This window comes from Chelatococcus sp. CO-6 (assembly GCF_001271345.1).
GTDB lineage: Bacteria > Pseudomonadota > Alphaproteobacteria > Rhizobiales > Beijerinckiaceae > Chelatococcus_A > Chelatococcus_A caeni.
Genome location: NZ_CP012398.1, coordinates 3,911,338 through 3,928,114, shown reverse-complemented (window position 1 = coordinate 3,928,114; position 16,777 = coordinate 3,911,338). Strand labels below are relative to the sequence as shown.

17 protein-coding genes and 1 pseudogene are annotated in these 16,777 nt (G+C 68.4%); 3 read left to right on the top strand and 15 right to left on the bottom strand.

What is annotated here, in order from left to right:
• Window positions 1–76: 76 nt before the first annotated feature.
• The 8 genes from rpsU to AL346_RS18350 form a co-directional block, all read right to left on the bottom strand.
• The gene (gene rpsU / locus AL346_RS18385) at window positions 77–322 is read right to left on the bottom strand and encodes a 30S ribosomal protein S21 (protein ID WP_040405659.1); all 246 of its coding nucleotides are present in this window, start codon (window positions 320–322) and stop codon (window positions 77–79) included.
• Window positions 323–604: 282 nt separating this feature from the next.
• The gene (locus AL346_RS18380; protein ID WP_019404795.1) at window positions 605–1,570 is read right to left on the bottom strand and encodes a 2-hydroxyacid dehydrogenase; all 966 of its coding nucleotides are present in this window, start codon (window positions 1,568–1,570) and stop codon (window positions 605–607) included.
• Between the two features lie 22 nt (window positions 1,571–1,592).
• Entirely contained in the window at window positions 1,593–2,636 is a 1,044-nt protein-coding gene (locus AL346_RS18375; protein ID WP_019404796.1) for an L-idonate 5-dehydrogenase, read from the bottom strand.
• Between the two features lie 19 nt (window positions 2,637–2,655).
• A complete protein-coding gene (locus AL346_RS18370) occupies window positions 2,656–3,426 on the bottom strand; it encodes an SDR family oxidoreductase (RefSeq protein WP_019404797.1) in 771 nt (256 codons plus the stop codon).
• 13 nt (window positions 3,427–3,439) lie between these two features.
• Complete coding sequence (locus AL346_RS18365; protein WP_019404798.1) at window positions 3,440–4,639, bottom strand: mandelate racemase/muconate lactonizing enzyme family protein; 1,200 nt, start codon at window positions 4,637–4,639, stop codon at window positions 3,440–3,442.
• 34 nt (window positions 4,640–4,673) lie between these two features.
• The gene (locus tag AL346_RS18360; protein WP_019404799.1) at window positions 4,674–5,981 is read right to left on the bottom strand and encodes a TRAP transporter large permease subunit; all 1,308 of its coding nucleotides are present in this window, start codon (window positions 5,979–5,981) and stop codon (window positions 4,674–4,676) included.
• Window positions 5,982–5,997: 16 nt separating this feature from the next.
• Window positions 5,998–6,510: a TRAP transporter small permease subunit gene (locus AL346_RS18355; RefSeq protein ID WP_019404800.1), complete on the bottom strand. Its 513-nt coding sequence runs from the start codon at window positions 6,508–6,510 to the stop codon at window positions 5,998–6,000.
• A gap of 80 nt (window positions 6,511–6,590) precedes the next feature.
• A complete protein-coding gene (locus tag AL346_RS18350) occupies window positions 6,591–7,619 on the bottom strand; it encodes a TRAP transporter substrate-binding protein (RefSeq protein ID WP_019404801.1) in 1,029 nt (342 codons plus the stop codon).
• A gap of 206 nt (window positions 7,620–7,825) precedes the next feature.
• Between AL346_RS18350 and AL346_RS18345 the strand changes: the two genes are divergently transcribed.
• On the top strand, window positions 7,826–8,563 hold the full coding sequence (locus AL346_RS18345; RefSeq protein ID WP_019404802.1) for a GntR family transcriptional regulator: 738 nt from the start codon (window positions 7,826–7,828) through the stop codon (window positions 8,561–8,563).
• A 119-nt stretch (window positions 8,564–8,682) separates the two neighbouring features.
• Here the strand turns inward: AL346_RS18345 and AL346_RS18340 are convergent, their stop codons facing one another.
• From AL346_RS18340 to AL346_RS18310, 7 genes and pseudogenes are all read right to left on the bottom strand, one after another.
• Window positions 8,683–9,732 (bottom strand): ABC transporter substrate-binding protein, encoded by a 1,050-nt coding sequence (locus AL346_RS18340; RefSeq protein WP_019404803.1) that lies wholly within the window; start codon window positions 9,730–9,732, stop codon window positions 8,683–8,685.
• Between the two features lie 4 nt (window positions 9,733–9,736).
• A pseudogene (locus tag AL346_RS18335) lies at window positions 9,737–10,920 on the bottom strand (NAD(P)/FAD-dependent oxidoreductase).
• Complete coding sequence (locus tag AL346_RS18330) at window positions 10,917–12,290, bottom strand: NAD(P)/FAD-dependent oxidoreductase (protein WP_019404805.1); 1,374 nt, start codon at window positions 12,288–12,290, stop codon at window positions 10,917–10,919. The pseudogene AL346_RS18335 and the gene AL346_RS18330 overlap by 4 nt, the downstream one beginning before the upstream one ends.
• Window positions 12,287–12,571 carry a (2Fe-2S)-binding protein gene (locus tag AL346_RS18325; protein WP_019404806.1) on the bottom strand — a complete coding sequence of 95 codons (285 nt, stop codon included), beginning with the start codon at window positions 12,569–12,571 and terminating at the stop codon, window positions 12,287–12,289. The genes AL346_RS18330 and AL346_RS18325 overlap by 4 nt, the downstream gene beginning before the upstream one ends.
• A gap of 8 nt (window positions 12,572–12,579) precedes the next feature.
• Window positions 12,580–13,374 carry an ABC transporter permease gene (locus AL346_RS18320; protein WP_019404807.1) on the bottom strand — a complete coding sequence of 265 codons (795 nt, stop codon included), beginning with the start codon at window positions 13,372–13,374 and terminating at the stop codon, window positions 12,580–12,582.
• A 4-nt stretch (window positions 13,375–13,378) separates the two neighbouring features.
• Window positions 13,379–14,230 (bottom strand): ABC transporter permease, encoded by an 852-nt coding sequence (locus tag AL346_RS18315; protein ID WP_019404808.1) that lies wholly within the window; start codon window positions 14,228–14,230, stop codon window positions 13,379–13,381.
• Entirely contained in the window at window positions 14,227–15,279 is a 1,053-nt protein-coding gene (locus AL346_RS18310) for an ABC transporter ATP-binding protein (protein ID WP_019404809.1), read from the bottom strand. Before AL346_RS18310 ends, AL346_RS18315 begins: the two co-directional genes overlap by 4 nt.
• Window positions 15,280–15,439: 160 nt before the next feature.
• Between AL346_RS18310 and AL346_RS18305 the strand changes: the two genes are divergently transcribed.
• Both AL346_RS18305 and AL346_RS18300 read left to right on the top strand, forming a co-directional pair.
• The gene (locus tag AL346_RS18305; RefSeq protein ID WP_019404810.1) at window positions 15,440–16,258 is read left to right on the top strand and encodes an IclR family transcriptional regulator; all 819 of its coding nucleotides are present in this window, start codon (window positions 15,440–15,442) and stop codon (window positions 16,256–16,258) included.
• 117 nt (window positions 16,259–16,375) lie between these two features.
• Complete coding sequence (locus AL346_RS18300; protein ID WP_026015599.1) at window positions 16,376–16,768, top strand: GFA family protein; 393 nt, start codon at window positions 16,376–16,378, stop codon at window positions 16,766–16,768.
• The last annotated feature ends 9 nt before the right edge of the window (window positions 16,769–16,777 follow it).

The following is a 16,777-nucleotide window of genomic DNA, read 5'->3' as shown; positions in this document are numbered from 1 at the left end:
TCACCCGCATTGGGCGAGTGATCCGCCGGGGCCGACCTTCAGAAGCCTTGTCTGCCGCACGGCCCCGGCTCGGCCGCTATCGGGCCCTGACGGGGCGGGGCTTCGGCTTCGGTGCTGCGATAAGCCCTTCACGAATGGCCTGCTTGCGCGCCAGCTTGCGACCGCGCCGGATGGCCTCGGCCTTTTCCCGTGCCCGCCGTTCGGAGGGTTTCTCATAGGCCCTCCGCTTCTTCATCTCGCGGAAGATTCCCTCCCGCTGCATCTTCTTCTTGAGGGCCCTCAGGGCCTGGTCGACATTGTTGTCCCGTACCAAAATATGCAAAACGTCATCCAATTCGTTTCTGAGTTTCAGGTGACAGCCAAATCCCCACGTTACTGAGCGGCGACGAACAGCTGCTATTCCATCATTGGACGCGTGAACCTATCACATTTGAAAGCAGCTTGCCGAGGGCCATGCGCATATTTGCCGCGAACGGCCTGTTGATCGCGCAATGCACGGCTCTTTTCCGTCGGCCCCGCGATCGGGCAGCGAGGCCCGTGCGCGGCGGACCTCCTTCGCAGTGTTATCTCGCCGAATTGGGCACGCCCGCGGCGTGTCTGTCGCTCAGGCGCGGTTCATCAACGGTTCGCCTTGCGCCAGCCGGCGGATGTTGTCGGCGATCGTCTGCATGCGGCGGCGGATGGTGCCTGTCGTCCAGCCCGACATATGAGGCGTCATGACGACGTTATCGAGCTCCTGGAAGGCCAGGTGGCCCGGGGCGGGCCGGGGCTCATCCGCGGTCGGGTAGCGATACCAGGTGTCGATGATCGCGCCACCGATCCTGCGGCTGTCCAGCGCCTCGTAGAGGGCGGCCTCATCGATCACCGGACCGCGACCGACGTTCATGATCAGCGCATCGGGACGCATGGCGGCCAGGGCCGCGCGACCGACGAGGCCCGCGGTTTCCGGCAGCAAGGGAAGCGATACCACGATCACGTCCGCCGAGGCCATGAAGGCGGCGAGATCGTCGAGACGGTAGGCTTCGTCAACCAGCGGGCCGGCCGCAACAGGGCTGCGGTTGGCGACGCTCACGCGCATGCCGAAGGCCCTGGCGCGCTCTGCGATGGCCTTGCCGATGTGCCCGAAGCCGAGAAGGCCGATGGTGCTGCCGCCGAGTTCGGTGCGCAGTGCCGTCGGCCGCCCGGCCCAATAGGACCAGTCGCCCTGGCGCAGCTGTCTGTCCGCCTCCGGAATGGGCACGTGACGCAGGAGGAGCGCGGTCATCACATATTCGGCGATCGCGTGCTCGTGGCCGAAGCAGTTGCACAGCGCGGCGCCGGCCGGCAGCAATGAACGGTCGATCATGTCCGTGCCGGCCGACGGCGCATGATAGAGCCGCAGGCGCTCCGGCCGCGGCATGGAGGCGTCGAGGCGGATGCCGACGATGACGTCGGCCGTGCGGAAATGGTCGCGCTCGCCCTCCCCGGCAAGCGCATCGGACAGCGCGACGATATCGTGGGCATCCGCCAGCATCGCCTCGAAGCCGTCGCGGAAATTGCGGGCGTTGTCCCCGTGGAAGACGATCTTCATCCGGTCACTTTCTGCTGGATTGTCAAATGTCGTCGCCGAAACGGATCTGCACCTTCATCGCGCGGCTGCGGTCGGAGGCGCGGGCGAAGGCGGCGCCTGCTTCCTCGACCGGGAAGGTCGCCGTGAGCAGCGGGGAGAGATCGACGCTCCCCTCCGAGACGAGACTGGCGGCGAGATCGAACTCGCTGTCGAAGCGGAAGCTGCCGCGCAGCAGGAGCTCCTTGGCGACGATCGCATTCATTGGCAGCGGAACGTCACCGCCGAGACCAACGGTCACGATCGTGCCGCCGGGCCGGGTAACCTCGATGGCCCCCGCAATGGCTTGCGGGTTGCCGGAGCACTCGAGGACGACATCGACCTGGCCCTTGTCGGCGGCAAGATCCGCGAGTTCCGCCGTGCCGGCGGAGACGTCGACGAGCCGGCTCGCCCCGACTTCGCCAGCGATGGCGAGGGCCGCCGGCGCGATGTCGGTCGCGACGATCTCACCCGCCGCGGCACGCCGTGCGGCGATGATCACGAGGCAGCCGATCGGCCCGCAGCCGGACACGAGAACCCGCTTGCCGGCGAGGTCCTCGGCCTGTGCCACCGCATGCAGCGCCACCGCGAACGGCTCGCACATGGCGGCGAGCGCAATGTCGACGCCCGCGGCCATCTTCACGGCCTGCCCCTCGGGCACCACCATCTCCTCGCGGAAGGCGCCCTGCACGTGGGGAAAGCGCATGGCGCTGCCGTAGAAGCGCATGTCGAGGCACTGGTTGCGAAGGCCCATCCGGCAATAGCGGCAATGGCCGCAGGGGGCGCTCGGGTTGACGGCGACCTTGTCGCCCGGAGCGACGCGGGTCACGGCCGCCCCGACCGCCGCAATGGTGCCGGCCACCTCGTGGCCGAGCACCATCGGCTCCTTCAGGCGCACGGTGCCGAAGCCGCCGTGGTGAAAATAATGCAGGTCCGAGCCGCAGATGCCGCCGGCCGCGATCCGCACGAGAACGTCGTGCGGGCCGAGCGGCGCCGTCGGGACGGATTCGAGGCGAAGGTCGTGCGGGGCGTGGATGACGAGGGCGCGCATAGCTTGCCTTTCCACCGGCTCACAGGACGGCGAGCATGCCGCCGTCGACATAGATGATCTGGCCGTTGACGTAGTCCGAGGCCTGCGAGGCGAGGAAGACGGCGGCGCCGATCAGCTCCTCCGGCCGGCCCCAGCGACGGGCCGGCGTGCGGCTCCTGACCCAGGCGTCGAACTCGCGGTTGTCGATCAGCGCCTGGTTCATGTCGGTGAGCATGTAGCCGGGGCCGATGGCATTGGCCTGGATGCCGTGTTCGGCCCATTCCGCCGCCATCGAGCGCGTCAGGAGCTTGATGCCGCCCTTCGCCGCCGTGTAGGGCGCCACGGTGGCGCGGGCGACCTCGCTGGTGAGCGAGCCGATGTTGATGACCTTGCCGCCCCCGCCGCGCGCGATCATGCGCCGCGCCGCCGCGCGGCCCACCAGGAAGGCGCTGGTGAGGTTGGTCTCGATCACCCGCCGCCAGTCCGCCACGTCGAGCTCCACCATGGGCTTGCGGAACTGGATGCCGGCGTTGTTGACGAGGATGTCGACAGCGACACCTTCGCGGTCGAGCGCCTCGAAGGCCGCCGCGACCGCGGCATCGTCGGTCACGTCGAAGGCAAGCGCCCTCGTCGAATGGCCGGCGCCTGAAAGCTCGGCCGCCGCCCGCTCGGTGCGGCCGGCCTCTGTGCCGTTGAGGACGACGGCGGCGCCGGCCTCGGCCAGGCCGCGTGCAATGGCGAAGCCGAGGCCGCGCGAGGAGCCGGTGACGAGCGCGGTGCGGCCGGCGAGGCTGAAGAGCTGTGTCGACATGTCGGGATCTTCCTCAGAGCGTGCTGCGGCGCACGGTCAGGTCGGGCCGCTCGAACACCTCGGGCCGCAGCTCGAGGCCGAGCCCCTCCCCTTCCATCGGATAGACGTAGCCGTTCTCGATCCGCGGCACTGCGGTGACGAGCTCGTTGTACCAGCCGCGATAGAAGGCGCGAACCGATTCCTGGATCAGCGTGTTCGGCTGGCTGAAGGAGGCGTGGACGGCGGCGGCGAAGCCGACGGGGCCGATGCAGTCGTGCGGCGCGAACGGCCGATGGTAGGTCTCCGCCATGGCGGCGATCTTGCGCCCTTCCGTCAGGCCACCCGTCCAGCACAGGTCGACCATCACCACGTGGGCGGCATCTCTGTCGAGATACTCCTTGTAGGACCAGCGCGAGCCGAGCGTCTCGGATGCGCAGACCCATACGTCCGTCGAACGGGCGTATTCGGCGAGCGCCTGCGGCGAATTCATGCGGATCGGGTCCTCAAACCAGGTCGGCTTGTAGGGTTCGAGCGCACGGGCGATCTTGAGCGCGGTCGGCAGGTTCCACAGCGAGTGGAACTCGACCATGATGTCCATCCTGTCGCCGACGGCCTTGCGGATCTTCTCGAAGGGCTCGAGCGCCGCCTTCATCTGCGCGGCGCTGATGTCGAGGCCGCCCGTCTCCTGCGCCGCCGGGTCGAAGGGCCAGATCTTCATGGCCGTGATGCCCTCGGCGAGAAGGCTCTCGGCAAGCACGTCAGCCCGGTTCATGAAGGCGTCGAGGTCCTCGTAGGGACCTTCTGCGTCGCCCAGGCTCCAGTTGGAGACGGGGCGGATGTTCGTCGAGCGGACATATCTGTAGCCGGCGCAGGTGTTGTAGACGCGCAGCTTGTCGCGGGTGAGGCCGCCGAGCATCTGATGCACGGGCTGGCCGCAGACCTTGCCGAAAAGGTCCCAGAGGGCGATGTCGAGCGCCGAGGCCGCCCGGTACTCCGTGCCGGTCGATGACTGCGCCATGGGTAGATTGACCATCTCCCGGTTGAGCGCCTCGATGTGCAGCGGATTGCGCCCGAGGAGGCGCTGGGCGAGCGTGTCGTGGATATGGGCCTCGACGGCGCCGGCGCCATAAAAGGTCTCGCCGAGACCGATGATGCCGGCATCCGTGCCGACGCGCACCCACAGGACGTTGGAGAACTCCTGCGTCCGCAAGGTTTCGATGCTGGTGATCTTCATGGACAGGTCCGTTGTTTCCGGCTCCGGCGGCGGGTCAGCCCGTGACCCGCGGCAGCCAGAGCGCGATATCGGGGAAGGCGAGAAGAAGGCCGAGCACGGCGAGCTGGATCAGCATGAACGGCCACAGCGAGGCGAAGATCTGCTGCAGCGTGATGTGCGGCGGGGTCACGCTCTTCAGATAGAAGGCGGCCGGGCCGAACGGAGGCGACAGGAAGGAGACCTGCATCGTCACCGAGAAGAGCACGCCGAACCAGATCGGGTCGTAGCCGAGGGTGGTGATGATCGGCACGAAGATCGGCATGCACAGCAGCAGGATGCCGATCCAGTCCATGAAGCAGCCGAGGAAGATGAAGATCGCCATCATCACGAGGACGGTCACGAGCGGGGAGATGTTGAGCCCTGCGATGAAATCCGTGACGAAGCGCTGGCCGCCGGACAGGTTGTAGACGGCGATGAGGACGGCGGCGCCGAAGGTGACCCACAGGATGATGCCGCAGGCCCGCAGGGTCTGGATCAGCGACTGGCTCAGCATCTGCATCGTGAACTCGCCGCGCACCGCCACGATGGCGAGCGTGATGGCGACCGCGATGCCCGCCGCCTCCGTGACCGAGGTGACGCCGCCGTAGATGCAGCCGAACACCGTGACGATGAGCACCGCGGCCGGCACGAGGCCGGAGGCGACCTTGCGCCAGTCGAGCGGTTCGACGGTGACGCTGGCCGTATCCGGCGCAGCGGCGGGATCGAGCCGGCATTTCACGATGACGTAGATGAGATAGAGGCTCGCCAGCATCACGCCGGGCATTACTGACGCGATGAACAGCTTCTGGACCGAGACGTCGGCGGCGAGGCCATAGACGATCAACACGATCGAGGGCGGGATCATGGTGCCGAGCGAGCCGCCGGCGCAGACGACGCCGATGGCGAGCTTCTGGTCGTATTTCAGGCGCAGCATCTGCGGCAGGGCGACGAGGCCGAGCAGCACGATCTCGCCGCCGATGATGCCGCTCATGGCGGCCAGGATCACGGAGATGAGCAGCGTGATGATGGCAACCCCGCCGCGCAGCCGGCCGAAGATGCTGTTCAGCGCGTCATAGAGGTCGCGGGCGAGGCGCGAGCGCTCGAGCAGCGATGCCATCAGGATGAACATCGGCACCGACACGAGGACATATTCGGTGGCGAGGCCGTAGATGGTCTTGTGCGCGATGGCGATGGCGGGCGTGCCGAACTTGGCGAGCCCGATGAGGATGGCGAGCGCGCCGGCGGCGAAGGACAGCGGCACGCCGATCGCCATGAGGGCGAAGACGCCGAAAAGGAGGATGAACGAGATCAGCTCGACGGACATGGACGGTCCCGGCCGGCTAGAGCGTGCCGGCGTCGGCGCTGTCCGACGGACGGCGACCGCGCCAGAAGTTGCGGACGGCGAGCAGCACCATCAGCGCAGCGACGACGACGATGAGCGGCTTGACGACGGCAGGAATGGGCGGGTTCCAGGCGGTTCCGAACCGCTCCCACGCCGCGAGCGAGCGCCATGAACTGGGAAAGCCGAACCAGGCGACGCTGCCGCAGAACACCACGACGCAGGCGAGATTGATGAAGTCGAACAGCCGCCGCAGCCAATGCGGGGCGAGGTCGTAGAAGATGGTGATCCTGAGATGCTCGTCGCGGCTCATGACGTAGAGCCCGGCGCACAGGAAGGCGATCGAGGCGACGAAGAGCGTCAGCTCGTTGGCCCAGATCGTCGGCGCGCTGAGGAAGTAGCGCGCCACGATCTCGTAGGCGGTGGCGGCGACGATCACCATGAAGAGCCAGGCCGGCCAGACGAGCGGGCCGCGGTCGTTCATGTGGTCGCGATGGTCGGGATCGGTCGACATCGCTGCGCAGGTTCCCTGGGGACGCAAGGGCAGGTGCCGGCACCACTACGGCCGGCACCTGATCGGCGGACGGCGCCCGCTCAGGCGATGATGCCGAGCTGCTTCATGTAGGCGACATGGCTGTCGAAGGTTTTCTTGGCCATCGGGCTGCGGCCGGCCCAGTCGAGCCAGACCTCCTGCGCGACCTTGCGGAACTGCGCCCGGTCCTCGCTCGACCAGTCGTACAGGGAGACGCCGGCCTCCCGGAGCTCGGCGGCCGCCTTCTGGTCGGCGATGGTCGAGCGCGTCGGCACCTCGATCGCGATCTGGTCCACCGCCGCCTCGAAGATCCGCTGCTGGTCCTCCGGCAGCGCCTTCCACTTCTCGAGGTTCACACAGACGTGCTCGATGGGCATCGAATGGAAGCCGGGATAGGTCGCGTGCTTGCCGACGTCATAGAGGCCGAGGCCCTTGTTGACTGCGAGGGTCGAGGCATCCGCGCCCGAGACGGCGCCGGTGCTCATCGCGGTGAAGACCTCGCCGAAGGGCATCACGACGGGGCCGGATCCGAGCTTGGTGAAGATCTCCGATTCCATGCCCGGCGGGGAGCGGAACTTCCAGCCCTTGAGGTCCTCGATGCCTCTCAGCGGCTTGGTGGAGCCGAGGGACTCGGGCGTCGCGACGAAGATGCCGATGAGATGCATGCCGAACTTGGGATAGAGCTCGTCCGCAAGCTCCCGCCCGCCGCCGTGCTTGAACCAGCCAAGGATCTGGTAGGGATCCTCGTAGCCGCCCATCACGTCGCCGAAGAACTGGAAGGCCGGATCCTTGCCCGTGATGTAGCCCGCCCCCGTCGCATCGCCGTCGATGATGCCGATGGACGAGGATTCGAACGCCTCCGAGGCCTTCACGATCGAGCTGTTGGTGTGCATCTCGACGACGAGGCTGCCTGCCGACATTTCCTTGATGCGCTCGGCCATGCGCAGAAGGGCTGCGCCCTGCAGCGACGTGGGCGCATGGTGCGTCTGGAAGCGCAGGGTCGTTGCCGACTGGGCAAGGGCAGGACGGGCGACAGCGGCTCCCGCGATGGCGGCGGAGAACCCGGCAAGAGCTGTGCGGCGGCTGAACATTCGGCTCACTCCCTGGGAAACTGGCCGGCTGCGGCAGCGCGGCCAGCGTTATTGGTCATTTGACATTTCGTGAAATATCACTGCATTTCTGCATATGCAAGCCTATATGAAGCATGCTGGCGCCTGGGCCGGCACATCAGAACGGGCGGAAGGGTTGCCCGACGATACCTCGACGGGACCCGAGAGCCGGGTGGATGGTGGACGGAATGGATGCTGCGCAAGTGATCGAGAGTGACGGCTCGGGCCGCCAGGCGAGCCTCGCCGAGATCGCCTACGACCGTATCGAGGACCTGATCGTGCACCGCATCCTCAAGCCGGGGGCGGACGTGCGCATGCAGGAGCTACAGGTCCAGATCGGCATCGGCCGCACGCCCGTGCACCAGGCGGTCCGGCGCCTCGCGGCCGAGACGCTCATCCAGATCCGCCCCCGTGACGGCCTCAGGATCAGCCCGATCGACCTGACGCGCGATCGGCGGCTGCTGCAGCTGCGGCGCGACATGGACCGGTTCGTCGTCCGCCTCGCGGCCATGAATGCGAGCGGCAACACCCGCAACCAGATGCTGCACATCGCCCATCAGCTGCGCAGCCGCCGTGCGGAAATGGAGCTGGAGGAGTTCAACACCTACGACAGGCTGCTCGACCGCACCCTGATGGATGCGGCGGAAGAACCGTTTCTCGACCGCACGTTGCGGCCGTTGCACACCGTTTCCCGGCGCATCGGCGGATTGCATTTCGCGGAGATCGGCGGACCCGAGGCTCTTCTCACGACGATCGACCGGCACCTCGACCTCGTCGAGCCGGTCCTTCGGCGGGATGTCGACGCGGCCCTCGCCGCTTCGGATCGCCTGATCGACTTCGCCGACAGCATGTTCGACGAACTCGAAGCCAAGGTCGACCCGGCCCTGCTCGACGTGCAGCTCGGCACCTTCGGCAAGTCGCGATAAGAGGCCCTTCCCCCGCCCAGTCGCCGCCATCGGATCGGCGTGACCAGCCTGGCATGCCCGCGCCGAGCGCGGGCATGCCACAGGCAAAGCCCCTCGATGAAGCGGGGCGGCAGCGTGTCCTACTGCTCGATCGTCTTGTTCCAGCGGCTGTTCCACTCCGGCCGCTTGGCGTTGATCACGTCCCAGTCGAGCGTCACGGCGGTCTTCATGTAGCCGTGGAAGGTCTCGAGCTTCTTCTCCGCCTCCGGCGTGCGCGCCTTCGCCTTGGGGTTCGACGGCACGATATTGCCGGCGGCGAGCGCGTTCGACTGGGCCTCGGCGGACAAAAGATAGGCGGCGAGCTTCTGGGCGAGCTCAGGCTCCGAATTGCCGGCGATGACGCATTCGGCCACCATCAGCACCACCGAGCCTTCCTTCGGCTGGGCGTATTCGACGGGGATACCCTTGTCCTTCAGCGTCGCGACCGAGGTCGGCGTCAGCGGGAAGATGGCGGCTTCGCCCGTCTGCACCATTTCCGAGATCTTCGACGAGTTCGGGATGAATTCGATGACGTTCTTGCCAATGGTGTCGCGGAACTTCTCGAAGCCGGGCTCGACGTTGTCCTCGCTGCCGCCCTGGATGCGGTTGAACATCAGGAAGGCGTGCAGGCCGAAGGACGAGGCGGCGGCGGACTGGAAGACGACCTTGCCCTGAAACTTCGGGTCGGCGAGGTCCATCCACGAGGTCGGCGCCGCCCAGCCGTTCTCGTCGAACAGCTTCTTGTTGTAGGCAAGGCCCGTCATGCCGAGGTCGACGCCCGCCGCCATGTCGCCCTTGAGCCGCGCGTTGGGCAGGATTTCGTCGAGCTCCGGGCTCGGCTTCAGCTTCTCGCACAGCCCCGCTCCGACGGCACGCACCATGACGCCGTCGTCGAGGAACATGACGTGCATCTGCGGCTTGTCCTTGGCAGCCGTCGCCTTGGCGAGGATGTCGGACGAGGTGCCCGGCACGACGACGATCTTGACGTCGTTGGCCTTCTCGAAATCCGGGAAGACGGCCTGGGTATAGGTGCGCTCGAAATTGCCGCCGTTCATGCCGACGTAGAGCGTCTTCGTCTCGGCCGACACGGCGGTGGCGTGGCCGAGGGCGAGGGCCGCGGCCCCGGCCATGAGGATGGTGCGGTTCGTCATGCTGTCAGGCTCCCCTTCTTTGCGGCTCTTGCTCCTCACCCGCACCCGAGCCGAGGGTGGTGCGGTCGGTCGATGCGCCCGCCGCGAAGCGGGCGATGGAAAAGGCCTCGATCGGCGTCGTGGTCCGGCCGTCGCGGACGAGCTCCGCCAGCACCTCGCCGACGCCCGGCGCGATCTGGAAGCCGGCGCCGGAGAAGCCGAAGGCGTAGATGAGGCCCGGCGTCGTCAGGCTCGGGCCGATGACCGGGTTCCTGTCCGGCATCTCGGCCTCGGTGCCGCTCCAGAAGCGGATGGCCTGGGCCTTCGCAAGGCCGGGAAAGAGCGCGGCGGCACGGCTCATGATGGCGAGCGCACCGTCCGAACGGGGGCGCGAGAAGTCCGCATCCGCCAGCGCCTCGGCCCGCTCGCCGCCGACGATGCAGTTGCCGCGCTCCACCTGCCGGGCGTAGATGCCGCCCCCTCCATGCCGATGTTGACGGTGAGCACCGGCGCGAGCGGCTCCGTCACCACCATGGAGGGATAGATGCGCCGGAGCGGCACCGGCTCTCCGAAGCTGGCCGCGAAACGATCGGCCCAGGCGCCGGCGCTGTTGATGACGGTGCCGGCCGTGAGCTTCAGCCCCTCCCCCGCCTCCAGCGCAAAGCCCGCGCCATTGCGGGCAACGCCCGTGACGGGCGCGTTCTCGAGGACGTGGACGCCGGCGCGGCGGGCGGCGGCGGCAAAGCCGGTCGCCACGAGGCGCGGATTGGCATGACCGTCCCCCGCGCAGAAGGAGCCGCCGACCGCGTCGCCGAGCCACGGAAAGCGCCGGTGCAGCTCGTTGTGGCCGAGAAGTTCGAGGTCGAGGCCGCAGTCGGCGACCTTTGCCGCGTAAGCCTCCAGCGACGCCATGTCGGCCTCGCTCATCGCGAGCTTGAGATGGCCCGAGCGCAGAAACTCCCCGTCGATGCCGATGAGGGCCTTGAGCCGCGGCCAGACGGCATGGGCACGCTGGGACAGGGGCAACTGCTCGGGCGGCCGGCCCTGCCGGCGCACGCCGCCGTAGTTGACCCCGCTCGCCTGCGCGCCGCAATAGCGCCGGTCGAGCAGCGCCACGCGCATGCCCATCTGGCTGAGGGCCAGCGCCGCCGAGCTGCCGACGAGCCCGCCGCCGATCACGGCGACATCGACGTGAAGGCGTGGGCTCATTCCGCGGCCTCCCGCGGCATCAGCGTGAGCGGCACCGGCTTGACCGGCGGCTGGCTTCTGAGCCGCCCGACGGCCTCGACGCCGCGTCCCGTCTCGACAGCGAGAAGTTCGGCCGCCGCCGCGCCGCAGAAGCGGCCCTGGCAGCGGCCCATGCCGATGCGGCTGACGGCCTTGAGGCGGTTGATCTCGTCGAGCGAAAAGTCGTGCACCGCGTTGCGCAGGGCACGGGCGCTCACCTCCTCGCAGCGGCAGACGACGGTTTCGTCCTTCACGCGCGCCGCCCATTGGGCGGGAAAGGGGAAGGCAGCCTCCAGCACGTCGCGGAAACGGCCAATCCGGGCGAGCTTTCGTTCCAGGTCCGCCGCCCGCTCCGGCGCATGCGGCAGGCCGCGGTCCTCGAGGAGCGCCAGCGCCGCCCGCTCGCCGGCGAGCTCCGCCGCATCCGCCCCGGCAATGCCGGCGCCGTCGCCGGCGATATAGACGCCGCGGACACTGGTGCGGCTGGACGAGTCCCGTTGCGGCAGGAAGGCCCGGTCGCGCTGGTTGAAGGCGAAGGCGCACCCGGCAAGATCGGCGAGCTGCGTCTCAGAGCGGAGCGACAGGCCATAGCCGACGCCGTCGCAGAAGAGGTGCCGCTCCCGCCTGCCCTCGCGCCAGCGCACGCCGGCGACCCTGCCCTCGCCCTCCAAGGCGAGATCGCAGATGCCATGGCGCAGCAACACGCCATTGAGCCGCAGTTCGGCGGCAAAGCGCATGCCGCGCAGGACGATGTCGGGTGCGAGCGCCAGCCCGCGCAGCAGGTGGCGCTTGGCCGCGAACGGCGCGGCGTCGAGCACCGCGGCCACCTTGACGCCCGCCTTCAAGTACTGCCAGGCGACGAGATAGAGCAGCGGCCCGGAGCCGGCGAAGACGACGCGCTGGCCGATGGCGCAGCCCTGTGCCTTCAAGGCGACCTGCGCCCCGCCGAGGGTGAAGACACCGGGTAGCGTCCAGCCTGGCACGGGCAGCACGCGGTCGCTCGCGCCCGTGGCGAGGATGAGCCCATCATAGGCGACCGCGCGGCTCTCGCCGGCGACGGCGATATCGGCGCGGCCGTCGCGCATGTTCCAGACGAGCGCGCGGGGCCAGTAATCGATGCGGTCCGTGAGGGCGGCGAAGGCGCCGTGCAGGCGCTGCGCCTTGCCGGCTTCCGACCCGTAGAGCGCGCGCGCATCGCGTTCGTCCTTCACGAGCGGACGGCGATAGATCTGGCCGCCGCAGGCAGGCGCCTCGTCGACGACGAGCGGGCGAAGGCCCGCCTTCACGAGCGTCTCGGCGGCGCGCACGCCGGCGGGGCCGGCACCGACGACGAGCGGCTGCGGGCGGCTCATGCGGCGGCTCCCGTCACGACAGACATGCCGGCCGTGAGCGGCGTCGTGCAGGCACGCACGCGCTCGCCTTCCGCCAGCGTCACCCAGCAATCCTGGCAGGCGCCCATCTGGCAGAAGCCGGCCCGCGGTGCGCCGGAGAAGTCGCTGACGCGCACCTTGTCGACATGGGTCAGGATGGCGGTGAGCAGGGTGTCGCCCTCGCGGCCCTCGCAGGGCACGCCGTCGAGCAGGAACCGGACCGGCGCATGGTCGCTGCGGGCGATGCGGTGGAAGAGGGACATGCCGCGCCTCACTTCTCGCCGACGAGGATCTTGTCGAGACCGAAGACGCGGTCGAGCACCAGCATGGCGAGGGCGGTGAGCGCGATCATCAGCGCCGAGACCGCGGCCATCATCGGGTCGATGGATTCGGTGGCGTACATGTACATGCGCACCGGCAGGGTCACGGTGGCGGGCGAGGTCACGAAGATCGACATCGTCAGTTCGTCGAAGCTGTTGATGAAGGCGATGAGCCAGCCGCCGCTGATGCCGGGCAGGATCATCGGCGCGGTGACGCGCCGGAAGACCGTGAAGCGCGAGGCGCCCAGCGTCATCGCCGCCTGCTCGGCGCTGCGGTCGAGCCCCGACAGCGCCGCGAGCACGAGGCGCAGCACATAGGGCGTGACGATGATGACGTGGCTGAGCACCAGCCAGGCGAAGGAGCCGGTGGCGCCGATGAGGGCGAAGAGCCTCAGGAAAGCGACGCCGAGCACGAGGTGCGGGATGATGAGCGGCGAGAGAAAAAGCCCGTTGAGCGCATCGCGGCCGGGAAAGCGGTAGCGGTCGATGGCGAGGCCCGCCGGCACCGCGATCGCGACGGAGATGCTGGCGGCAATCGTGGCGAGCCACAGCGAGTTGCCGAAGGCGGTGACGAAATCCGGGTGCTCGAACACCGCCCGGAACCAGCGCAGCGAGAACGCGGTGGTCGGCATCGTCAGCGTGTTCTCGGGCGTGAACGCTACGAGGCAGATGACGACGAGCGGCGCCAGGACGAAGGCGACGACGAGGGCGTGAAAGAGGAGCGCGACGGGGCCGTTCTTCTGCATGGCCTCACCCGAGCATGCGGCGGGCGCGCGCTTCGACGGCCCTGTTGTAGGCGAGCATGATGACGAGGTTGGCAACGAGCACGAGGATGGCGATGGCGGCGCCGAGCGGCCAGTTGAGCTCGTGCATGTATTCGTCATAGACGAGCGTCGCCGCCATCTTGAGCCGCCGTCCGCCGAGCAGGCCCGGAATGGCGAAGGCGCTCGCCGACAGCCCGAAGACGATGAGGCTGCCGGAGAGAAGTCCCATGGACACCTGCGGCATGACCACGCGGCGCAGGGCGGAGAAGCGCGAGGCCCCCAGCGTCCAGGCCGCGGCCTCGACCATGGGGTCGAGCTTCTGCAGCGCCGTCCACACGGGGATGACCATGAACGGCAGCATGACGTGGACGAGGGCGATGACGATCGCCGTCTCGGTATAGAGCAGCCGCACCGGGCCGAGGCCGATGGCGTGGAGCGCCGCGTTCACGAGGCCGGTGGAGCCGAGCAGCATGCTCCAGCCGAAAGCCCGCACGACGACCGACACGAGCAGCGGCCCGATGATGACGAGCAGGAAGACGGAGCGCCACGGGCTCCGCATGCGCGAGAGGATGTAGGCCTCCGGTGCGCCGATGAGGGCGCAGATCAGCGTCGTCAGCGCCGCAAGGCGCAGCGTGCGCCAGAAGATGCCGAGATAGTAGCTGTCGGACAGCACGTGCACGTAATGCGCCAGCGTCCAGCTGTCCTTGATGCCGATCCCGTGATCATAGGCGAGGAAGGACAGGATCAGCGTCAGCACGAGCGGGACAATGACGAGCCCGGCGAACAGCACCGCGCCGGGCGACGCGAGCATCAGGGGCGTGGCGACCGACCGGCTCATGCAGCGGCCCCGGCGTCGGCTTCGACGCGAAGGCTGGCCGGCGCCCAGTCGAGACCGACCGGCTCGCCCTCGCGCGCCGGCTCCTCACCCGTGTTCGGCACCGACACCAGGATGTCGCCGGCCTCGGTCCCGACCGTGAGGAGCCAGTGCCCGCCGAGGAAGAAGCGGCTCGCCACCCGCCCGGCGAGGCGTCCCTCGCCCATAGGGCGCAGGTGGAGCTTCTCGGGGCGGATCGAGGCCGTCACCGCCGCCCCGGCGGCAACGTCGGCCGGCGCGCTCGCCAGCACCGTGCCGGCGACCGCCACGCCGCCGTCGCGCCAGACCCCGGCAAGCCGGTTCATCTTGCCGACGAAGGTCGAGATGAAGGCCGTCGCCGGCTGCTCGTAGAGACGATAGGGCGCGTCGATCTGCGTCATGCGCCCGGCTTCCATCACCACGACGCGGTCGCTGATGGACAAGGCCTCGGCCTGATCGTGCGTCACCATGATGGTGGTGGTGCCGACGCTGCGCTGGATGCGCCGCAGCTCGAACTGCATTTCCTCGCGCAGCTTGGCGTCAAGGTTGGACAAGGGCTCGTCGAGCAGCAGCACGGGCGGGGCGATGACGAGGGCGCGCGCGATGGCGACGCGCTGGCGCTGGCCGCCGGAGAGCTGGCGTGGATAGCGCTCCGCCAGATTGGCGAGGTGGACGAGCGCGAGCATCTCGGCGACGCGCCTGTCGCGCTCGGCGCGCGGCACCTTGCGCATCTCGAGGCCGAAGGCGACGTTCTCGGCCACCGTCATGTGCGGAAAGAGCGCATAGCTCTGGAAGACGACACCGAGGCCACGACGGTTCGGCTTCTCGCGGGTGATGTCGCGCCCGTCGAGGCCAATGCGCCCGCCGGTCGGCTCCACCAGCCCGGCGATCATCTGCAGGGTCGTCGTCTTGCCGCAGCCGGAGGGGCCGAGCAGCGAGACGAATTCGCCCCTGGCCACCGCCAGATCGACATCGCGCACGGCGGCGAGCCCGCCGTAGACCTTGCTCACTCCTTCGAGCGTCAGGAAACCCATGCCCCGCCCTGCCCTGCCTCACACCTTCGAACTGCTGCAAGGAGGCGGCATGAGGCAGATCCGGGTCAATGACAAATTTCATTCATATGAATTTATGTTGACATAATTCTGATATGTGAAATTTCTGTCGTTCATATCCTTCGCTTGTTTCAGGTGGCGAATGACGGAAGAAGCGCCGACCATCTCCAGCCTCCGCCGCGCGCTCGGCCTGCTGCGCATCGTCGCCACCAGCGATGCCGACGGGATGCGGCTGAAGGACATCGCCGAGGCGGCCCGCTGCAGCCAGCCGACGGCGCACCGGGCGCTGCAGGACCTGATGGCGGAAGGCTTCGTCGAGCAGGTGGCGGGCGGCAAGCGCTATCGCCTGTCGCTCGACTTCTTCGTGCTGGCGGCCAAGGCCGGACAGGCCAGCGGCATCCGCGACCTCGCCCGGCCGGTGCTGCTGCGCCTCGCCGCCACCTTGAGCGACACGATCTTCCTCCTGGTGCGGCACGGCTATGATGCCGTCTGCCTCGACCGCGTCGAGGGGCCCTTCCCCATCCGCTCCTTCACCGGCGATATCGGCGGGCGGGTGCCGCTCGGCCTCGGCCAGGGCAGCCTCGCCATTCTCGCCCACCTGCCGGAGGCGGAGCAGGAGGAGGTCATCCGCTTCAACGTCCCGCGCCTTCTCGACCGCGGCTTTCTCGACGAGGCGGGGCTCAGGACGGCGCTCGCCGAGGCGCGGCGCCAGGGCTGGGTCAACCTCAACACCGGCCTCATCCCCGGCATGGCGGGCGTCGGCGTGCCGGTCATCGACGCCCAGGGCCGGCCCCTGGCGGCGCTCAGCGTCGGCACGCTCGCCGAGCGGCTCGGGCCGCAGCGCCTGCCGAGCGTGGTGCACATCCTGCAGGCGGAGGCGGCCACGCTGGCCGCCGGCCTCAACCCGTTCGACGTGTCACTGCGCTATCCGTCGCGCAGCCTGAGCAATGTCGAGGCGTGAAGGACGGTGGCCATCCCGCACATCGACGATCCATCGTCCCGGATGGAAGGCGCTTCATCGACGGCTGACCGCGTTCGTTGTAGACAGACGAGCCGTTGGATCTGAAGGAGACACGGCATGGACCGGTTCACCGGCGGTTGCCTGTGCGGCAATGTCCGACTTGTGGCATCGGGGCGCCCCTACCGCGTCGGCCTTTGCCACTGCCTCGACTGCCGCAAGCATCACGGGGCGCTTTTCCACGCGTCCGCCATATTCCCTCAGGATGCCGTGACGATCGACGGCGAAACGCGGGACTATGCCGGGCGGTTCTTCTGCCCCCGCTGCGGCTCGTCCGTTTTCGCGCGCACCGGCGATGAAGTCGAAGTGAATCTCGGCGCACTCGATGCCCCCGACCAGCTGACGCCGACCTACGAAAGCTGGATCATCCGCCGCGAGTCCTGGCTGCCCCCGTTTCCGCTCACGAGACGATATGAGCGCGACCGGGACAACACGGGTCGCTTCGAGGAGTAGCCAAGGGGC

Coding starts and splice junctions, on each gene's coding strand:
- AL346_RS18305 (WP_019404810.1), top strand. CDS start 15,440: ATGACGGAAGAAGCGCCGACCATCTCCAGCCTCCGCCGCGCGCTCGGC.
- AL346_RS18360 (WP_019404799.1), bottom strand. CDS start 5,981: ATGTCCGTCGAGCTGATCTCGTTCATCCTCCTTTTCGGCGTCTTCGCC.
- AL346_RS18300 (WP_026015599.1), top strand. CDS start 16,376: ATGGACCGGTTCACCGGCGGTTGCCTGTGCGGCAATGTCCGACTTGTG.
- AL346_RS18365 (WP_019404798.1), bottom strand. CDS start 4,639: ATGAAGATCACCAGCATCGAAACCTTGCGGACGCAGGAGTTCTCCAAC.
- AL346_RS18325 (WP_019404806.1), bottom strand. CDS start 12,571: ATGTCCCTCTTCCACCGCATCGCCCGCAGCGACCATGCGCCGGTCCGG.
- AL346_RS18330 (WP_019404805.1), bottom strand. CDS start 12,290: ATGAGCCGCCCGCAGCCGCTCGTCGTCGGTGCCGGCCCCGCCGGCGTG.
- AL346_RS18355 (WP_019404800.1), bottom strand. CDS start 6,510: ATGTCGACCGATCCCGACCATCGCGACCACATGAACGACCGCGGCCCG.
- AL346_RS18310 (WP_019404809.1), bottom strand. CDS start 15,279: ATGGGTTTCCTGACGCTCGAAGGAGTGAGCAAGGTCTACGGCGGGCTC.
- AL346_RS18345 (WP_019404802.1), top strand. CDS start 7,826: ATGGATGCTGCGCAAGTGATCGAGAGTGACGGCTCGGGCCGCCAGGCG.
- AL346_RS18370 (WP_019404797.1), bottom strand. CDS start 3,426: ATGTCGACACAGCTCTTCAGCCTCGCCGGCCGCACCGCGCTCGTCACC.
- AL346_RS18350 (WP_019404801.1), bottom strand. CDS start 7,619: ATGTTCAGCCGCCGCACAGCTCTTGCCGGGTTCTCCGCCGCCATCGCG.
- AL346_RS18375 (WP_019404796.1), bottom strand. CDS start 2,636: ATGCGCGCCCTCGTCATCCACGCCCCGCACGACCTTCGCCTCGAATCC.
- AL346_RS18320 (WP_019404807.1), bottom strand. CDS start 13,374: ATGCAGAAGAACGGCCCCGTCGCGCTCCTCTTTCACGCCCTCGTCGTC.
- AL346_RS18315 (WP_019404808.1), bottom strand. CDS start 14,230: ATGAGCCGGTCGGTCGCCACGCCCCTGATGCTCGCGTCGCCCGGCGCG.
- AL346_RS18340 (WP_019404803.1), bottom strand. CDS start 9,732: ATGACGAACCGCACCATCCTCATGGCCGGGGCCGCGGCCCTCGCCCTC.
- AL346_RS18380 (WP_019404795.1), bottom strand. CDS start 1,570: ATGAAGATCGTCTTCCACGGGGACAACGCCCGCAATTTCCGCGACGGC.